At 61.0% G+C, this 6,953-nt stretch carries 1 protein-coding gene; it reads right to left on the minus strand.

Annotation, left to right across the window (positions count from 1 at the left end; translation table 11 throughout):
- Positions 1–66: 66 nt before the first annotated feature.
- The coding region (locus ACIQUI_RS27150; protein ID WP_403203930.1) for an amino acid adenylation domain-containing protein at positions 67–6,953 on the minus strand (6,887 nt) is incomplete at its 5' end.

The following is a 6,953-nucleotide window of genomic DNA, read 5'->3' on the forward strand; positions in this document are numbered from 1 at the left end:
TCCTTGACGAATGACACCGCAGGTTACTGTATCCAGGCAAAGCCCCTGGTTCAGGGGCATGCTCTGTCATTCACTTACCTTGTCTACCTCCTGCACCATTGCCACCAGGCCATCAATCACTTGCGGGTGTTTGAGGATGTCGTAATGCCCGGCGTCGATCGCCACGTTAACGACGCTACGGCGGGTCCAGAGCGGACTGACGGTGTCACCCGCCCACCAGCATGAGGCCTGCGCCGTGGTATTCGGCAAGCCGCTGACCTGCAAGGACAGCGCCTTCAATCGCATGGCGACAACGAACGTGTGGGCCAACTCGCCGCTGCTGATATCAGCATAGGCCGATTGCTCGCAATGTTTGTCGCGCCATTGTTGGACCAGTTGCTCCAAGGCAGCCGCCTCGGTATCGACAGGCACCACACCCGCTGGCAGCTGCTCCTTCGCAGTGCCCAGAACCACGCTCAGGAAGCCACGCAAGTCATTACCCCAGTCGCCTTCAGCCAGAACCACCTCTGGCTTGGGCATGAAGCTGTCAACCAAGCCTAGCGCCGCTACTTGCTGCCCTTGGTTTTCCAGTTCACGCGCAACCATCACCGCCAGTGTTCCACCCAGCGACCACCCCATCAGTCGGTACGGGCCTTCGGGCTGTTTCTGGCGAATGTACTGGGCGTAGTCAATGGCCATCGACTCCAGCGAATCATCTTCCCATTCACGGTCCAGCAGCATGCGGCATTGCAAACCGTAGACACTGCAATGGCCATCCAGGCGGCGAGCCAGCGGCTCGTAGTCGAATACCGTGCCGAAGCCTGCATGCAGGCAGAACAACGGTATGGCATCGGCCACTCGGCTGTTGAGCAGCAACAAAGGGTCCAGGTCATTGCCTGCAACAGTAAAGCCCGATAGCTCGCCAATAGTCGGTTTGGCCATGACATCGCGCAACTTCAACTCAATGGGCAGTTCTCCGTGCGCGCGTACCTTGGACAGCATCTTCAGCACCCGCAACGAGTCGCCACCAAGCTCGAAGAAGTTGTCCTCGACCCCAATCTGGTCAACCTCCAACACCTCCTGCCAGATACGCGCCAGTACACGCTCGATATCATTGCGTGGTGCAACGCGCTTGCGCTGCCCGGTAGCTTCGGGTGCTGGCAGTGCATTACGGTCAATCTTGCCATTTGGTGTAAGTGGCATCGACGCAAGCAGAACAATGTGCGCTGGCACCATGTAGTCGGGCAACTCGGCACGCAACGCATCACGCAAATCTGCCGGCATTACCGTCGCGCTTGCAGCCACCACATAGCCCACCAGCTGCTTGCCGTTGACGACCTCGCGGGCCACGACCACCGCGTCCCTGACATTCGAAAGGTTGCGCAGGCGCGCTTCAATCTCTCCCGGCTCGATACGGAACCCACGAACCTTCAACTGGTTGTCCAGCCGGCCGATGAAGTCAATGACCCCATTGGCACGACGGCGTACCCGGTCTCCCGTGCGATACAGGCGTGAGCCCGGGTTGAACGGGTCTGCGACAAAACGTTCAGCTGTCAGCGCCGGGCGCTGGTGGTAGCCTCGCGCCACACCCTCGCCACCGATGTAGAGCTCGCCGGCGACGCCGTCAGGCAACGGGTTCAGGTCCTGATCAAGTACATGCAGCGTACGCCGACCGACCCGTGAACCGATCGGTGCATAGACCGCTTCGCACGACTGCTGCGCCGATACCTTCCACAACAGGGGCGTGACTACCGTTTCTGTTGGCCCGTAGCCATTGGTCAGGTATTCAGGACGCAAAGTACGCTTGACCAGCTCAAACAGCGCATCAGGCACAGCGTCACCGCCAAAGCAGTAGATGCGTACCGGTGGTGCAAGCTGCTTCGATGCTTCGGCAAACTCTGCCAGCTGCTGCAGATAAGCCGGCGGGAAGCAGGCAATATCGATGCGCTGCGCATGCAGCACCTGCCAGGTTTCTTCAGCCGTCCACAAACGGTTGTCGCGCACCACCAGACAGCCACCGCTCGACAAGGTCGAAAGCCAGCGTTCCTGAGCACCGTCGAATGCAAACGACATGAACAGCAGCTCGCGGGTTTTTGTATCCATCTCATACAACTGGGCGATGGCCTGGCAATGCATGCTTATCTGCCCATGGCTTACGGCCACACCCTTTGGCTTGCCGGTAGAGCCGGAGGTATAGATGAGGTAGGCCAGGTTGTTGTCATGCACCTGCACCTGCGGCGCACTGTCAGGTAGCTCAAGCCCTTCCAGCAGGTCGAGTTCAACACAGCTTCGAACCTGGGCAAAGCGCTCACGCAAGCCACTGCTGGTGACTAGCAGATGCATGGCGGAGTCTTCGACAATCCACTGCAGACGGTCCTGCGGATAGTCGATATCCAGCGGCACGTACGCCGCGCCGGTCTTCATCACGGCGAGGAATGCCACGATCACGTCCACTGACCGTTCCAGGGCGATGCCGACCGTGACTTCCGGGCGTGCGCCCAAGGCTGTCAGATGATGCGCCAGTCGGTTAGCACGAAGATCCAGCTCGGCGTAGGTCAGCACCTGCTCAGCGCAACTCACGGCCAATGCTTGCGGACGCTCGATGGCATGCCGCGCGATTTGCCCGGCAAGATGCACCATGCTGCCTTCGCCGGCCGACAGCCGATTACGCTCGACCACCTGCTGCACCTGGGCCGAAGTGAGCATGCCAAGGCTGCCGATGGCGGCCAGGGGATTGTCCAGCATGGCCGTGAGCAAAGACTCGAAGCTGCCGCGTATGGCATCGGTGGCCGCTTGGGTGAAGCGGCTTCGCAGGTAGAGGAACTCCACCGACAAGGTCTCGCTCAGGTGTACGGCCAGGTCCATGGCGAAGTTGGTCACATCACGGTTGCTGACTTCACCGAACCGCAGGGTGCCATCAGCGCTTTCGCGCAAACGCTCATCCACGGGGTAGTTTTCGAAGACCACGATACTGTCGAACAACGGCTGCCCCGGTTGCCCGGCCCAGCGTTGTACATCCGCCAGCGCTGCATGTTCATGGTCGCGCAGTTCCAGGTTGTAGGCCTGCAACTGTTGCAACCAGTCAGACACCACTACGTCCGGTTGTGGGGCCTGAACCACGGGCAGGGTGTTGATGAACAGGCCCAGCATTTCATCAGAGCCCACCAGTCCCGCAGGCCGCCCCGCAACCGTTGCGCCAAAGCAGACGCTGGACTGCCCGGTGTAGCGTTGCAGCAAGAGCAGCCATGTAGCCTGGATAAGGGTGTTCGGGGTTACCCGCAAACGCTGTGCCTGTTGACGCAGGCGCGAGGTCTTCTCGGCATCCCAATGCAGGTACAACGCATCGTGACCTTCAAGTTTGCTGTCGGCATACGGGGCAACCATACCGGCCAACAGGGTCGGGCTTTCGAGTTCGCGAAGCTTGCCCGACCAGAACGCCTGCAATGCAGCCTGCGGCTGGCGGGCGAGCCAGCGAATGTACTCTGCAAAGCGCGTGACCGGCACACTCGGCCCTTGACCGTGGTAACACTGCAGAACCTCACCCAGCAGGCGCGAGTTGCTCCAGCCGTCCATGAGGATATGGTGTCGCGTCCATATCAGATGCAAACGCTCATCGTCGAGCCTGACCAATGTCAGTCTCATCAATGGCGCACTCATCAGATCGAAACCTTGCGCCGTGTCATCCGCTGCCCAGGCTTGCAGATCTTCTGTGCTCACCTCACGCCCCCGCCAGTCCAGGACCCGCGTTGGCAATTCGGCCTGGCGGTGCACCACCTGAAGTGGCTCGCCCAGCATCGGTGAAAGCCAGAACCCGGTGCGCAAAATGTCATGACGGGCTATCACTTGATTCCAGGCCGTAATGAAGCGATCAATCTCGAGCCCGGCCACTTCCACCGAGGTCTGATTGATATATAGCCCGCTCTCCGATCCCTGCAGGGTATAGAACAGCATCCCTTGCTGCATCGGCGACAACGGATAGATATCAGCGACCTGTTGAACAGGTACTGGCAAGCTGTCCAGTTGTGACTGGTTCAGGCCAGCGAGCGGGAAGTCCGAAGGTGTGACGCCGGTGTGCTGTTGAAGGCAGCAATGCTCGATCAATGCGTTGAGTTCGGTCACATAGTCATCGGCCAAGCGCTGCAGTGTTGCCTGCTCGAACCGATCCCGGCTGAAGCTCCAGTTCAACTTGAGCTCACCGCCGTATACCTGGCCATTTATCGTGAGCATGCTTGCCAGTGGCGCGGACTCATCCTGAGTTGCACCTGGATATTCCTTGGCCGGCACGAACAGACCAGAGGATGCATCGAAGCTACCATCGAACTGGCCAAGGTAATTGAACACAACTTCGCCATGCGGTAGCTGCGCCAACGTATTGCGTGCCTGCTCATCACCCAGGTAACGCAGCAGCCCATAACCCATGCCCTTGTCCGGCACCGCCCGAAGTTGCTCCTTGATCGCCTTGATCGAATCCGCCATACCATGCTGTGGCTGCAGCTTTACCGGGTACATGCTGGTGAACCAACCCACCGTCCGGCTGAGGTCGATACCTTCGAACAAGTCTTCACGACCATGACCTTCGAGGCGTACCAGCAGCTGCGGATGTGCAGTCCAGCGGCAGACCACTCGGGCCAGTGCAGTCAGCAACAGGTCATTGATCTGGGTGCGGTAGGCCGCAGGAGCAACCTGAAGCAGTTGGCGTGTGCGCTCACGGTCCAGACGGCTGCTGACCGAGGCAGCGTGTTTCTGCAAATTGCCGCCTCGCGGGTTGTCGCACGGCAGCGCATCGCTCGTACCTTGCAACTGCGCCTGCCAGTAGTCCATTTGCGAGACTAGCTGCGGGCTCGCCGCGTAGTCCCGCAATTGCTGCCCCCAAGCTTTGAACGAACTGGTCTTCTCCGGCAGGTTCAGCGGTTGGCCGTCCCGCAGCGCCTGGTAAACCTGTTGCAGATCTGCTAGCAGTACGCGCCACGAGACACCGTCAACGACCAGGTGGTGGACCACCAGCAGCAGGCGTTGCCCACCGCCGGCCAGGTCGATGAGCACTGCGCGCAAGAGTGGACCCTGCTCAAGGTTCAGGCTGCGCTGCGCCTGCTCGGTCACCAGCGACAATTGGCTGGCATCCGTTACCGAGCGCGTCCACAGCAATGCTTGGGGAGCGTCCTTGAACGCCGCACGCCAGCCGCTTTCGCCTTGGTCGAAACTCAAGCGCAATGCATCGTGATGTTCCACCAACGCGGACAATGCGGCACTCAAGGTTTCGCTATGCAGTACGTCACTCGGCTGCAACAGTACAGACTGGTTCCAGTGCTGACGCTGAGGGATGTCTTCGCCAAAGAACCACTGTTGGATCGGAGTCAATGGCATGCTGCCAGAAACCTTCCCTTGATCGATAGCACTACGCACGTTGCATCGAGCGATCGCCGCCAACCTTTGGACCGTCTGGTTCTCGAACAACTCTTTGGGTGTGAACTGAATGTCCTGCAGACGTGCACGACTTACAACCTGCAACGAAATGATCGAATCGCCACCCAGCTCGAAGAAGTTGTCGGTCAGCCCAACCCTCTCCAGCTTCAGCACATCCGCCCAGATCGCCGCGATCTGCTGCTCCAGCTCGCTTTGCGGGGCGATGTACTTGCCCTGCAACTGGCTGGCATCCGGCTGCGGCAGGGCCTTGCGGTCCAGCTTTCCGTTTGGCGTCACTGGCAGCTTGTCGAGCAACAGCAGGTGCGCAGGCACCATGTAGTCCGGCAGGCCGGCCTTGAGGGCTTCGCGCAGACTTTCGCGCAGTGCGCCTTCGTCCTGCGTGTTGTCGACAGGCACCACGTAGCCCACCAACTGCTTGCCGCTCGGCCCGTCCTGCGCCAGCACCACCGCTTCCTGCACGCTCGGCAGCTCCAGCAGGCGCGCCTCGATCTCGCCCAGTTCGATGCGCAAACCGCGGATCTTCACCTGGTGATCGATACGACCGGCGTAATCGATCACGCCGTCGGCGCGGTAACGCGCCAGATCGCCAGTGCGGTACAGGCGACCGCCATTGGTGCTGAACGGGTCCGGCACGAAGCGTTCAGCCGTCAGCGCTGGGCGCTGGTGGTAGCCGCGAGCCAGGCCGACACCCCCGAGGTACAGCTCGCCGGCACTGCCGCGCACGGCCGGTTGCAGGCTGCCTTCCAGGATGTGCGTCTTCAGGTTGTCAATCGGCTGGCCGATCGGCACGCTGATGCTTTCGTCCGGCTGGCAGGTCCAGTGGGTCACGTCGATGGCCGCCTCGGTCGGGCCGTACAGGTTGTACAGGCCCGCTGCCGGCAGGCGTTGCAGGGTCTGACGCGCCAGCTCGGCCGGCAGCGCCTCACCGCTGCACACCACGCGCTTGAGGCTGGTGCAGCTCTCGACCGCTTCGTGGGTCATGAACGCCTGCAACATCGACGGCACGAAGTGCAGCGTGCTGATGCCATGCTGGGTAATGGTTTCCACCAGCAATTGCGGGTCGCGATGGGCGCCGGGCTGGGCCACGACCAAACGCGCGCCGGTCATCAGCGGCCAGAAGAACTCCCACACCGACACGTCGAAGCTGAACGGGGTTTTCTGCAACACGCTGTCGCTGGCGTCCAGGCCGTAGGCCTTCTGCATCCACCACAGGCGGTTGACCAAGGCCTGGTGGCTGTTGCCGGCGCCTTTCGGGCGACCGGTGGAGCCGGAGGTGTAGATCACGTAGGCCAGGTTCAGCGGTGCCACGTCGATGTTCGGGTTGGCGTCGCTGAAACCGCTGAGGTCTTCGACATCCAGGTCCAGGCTGCGCAGGCCGGCCGGGATCGGCAGGGTTTCACGCAGGTGCGACTGGGTCAGCAGCAAGGCGATGCCGCTGTCTTCGAACATGTAGCTCAGGCGGTCCTGCGGGTATTCCGGGTCCAGCGGCACATAGGCGCCACCTGCCTTGACGATACCCAGCAGGCCAATGACCATTTCCAGGCTGCGCT

Origin of the sequence: Pseudomonas sp. NPDC090592, from assembly GCF_044769185.1 — a bacterium.
In the GTDB taxonomy this organism is placed as follows: Bacteria; Pseudomonadota; Gammaproteobacteria; order Pseudomonadales; family Pseudomonadaceae; genus Aquipseudomonas.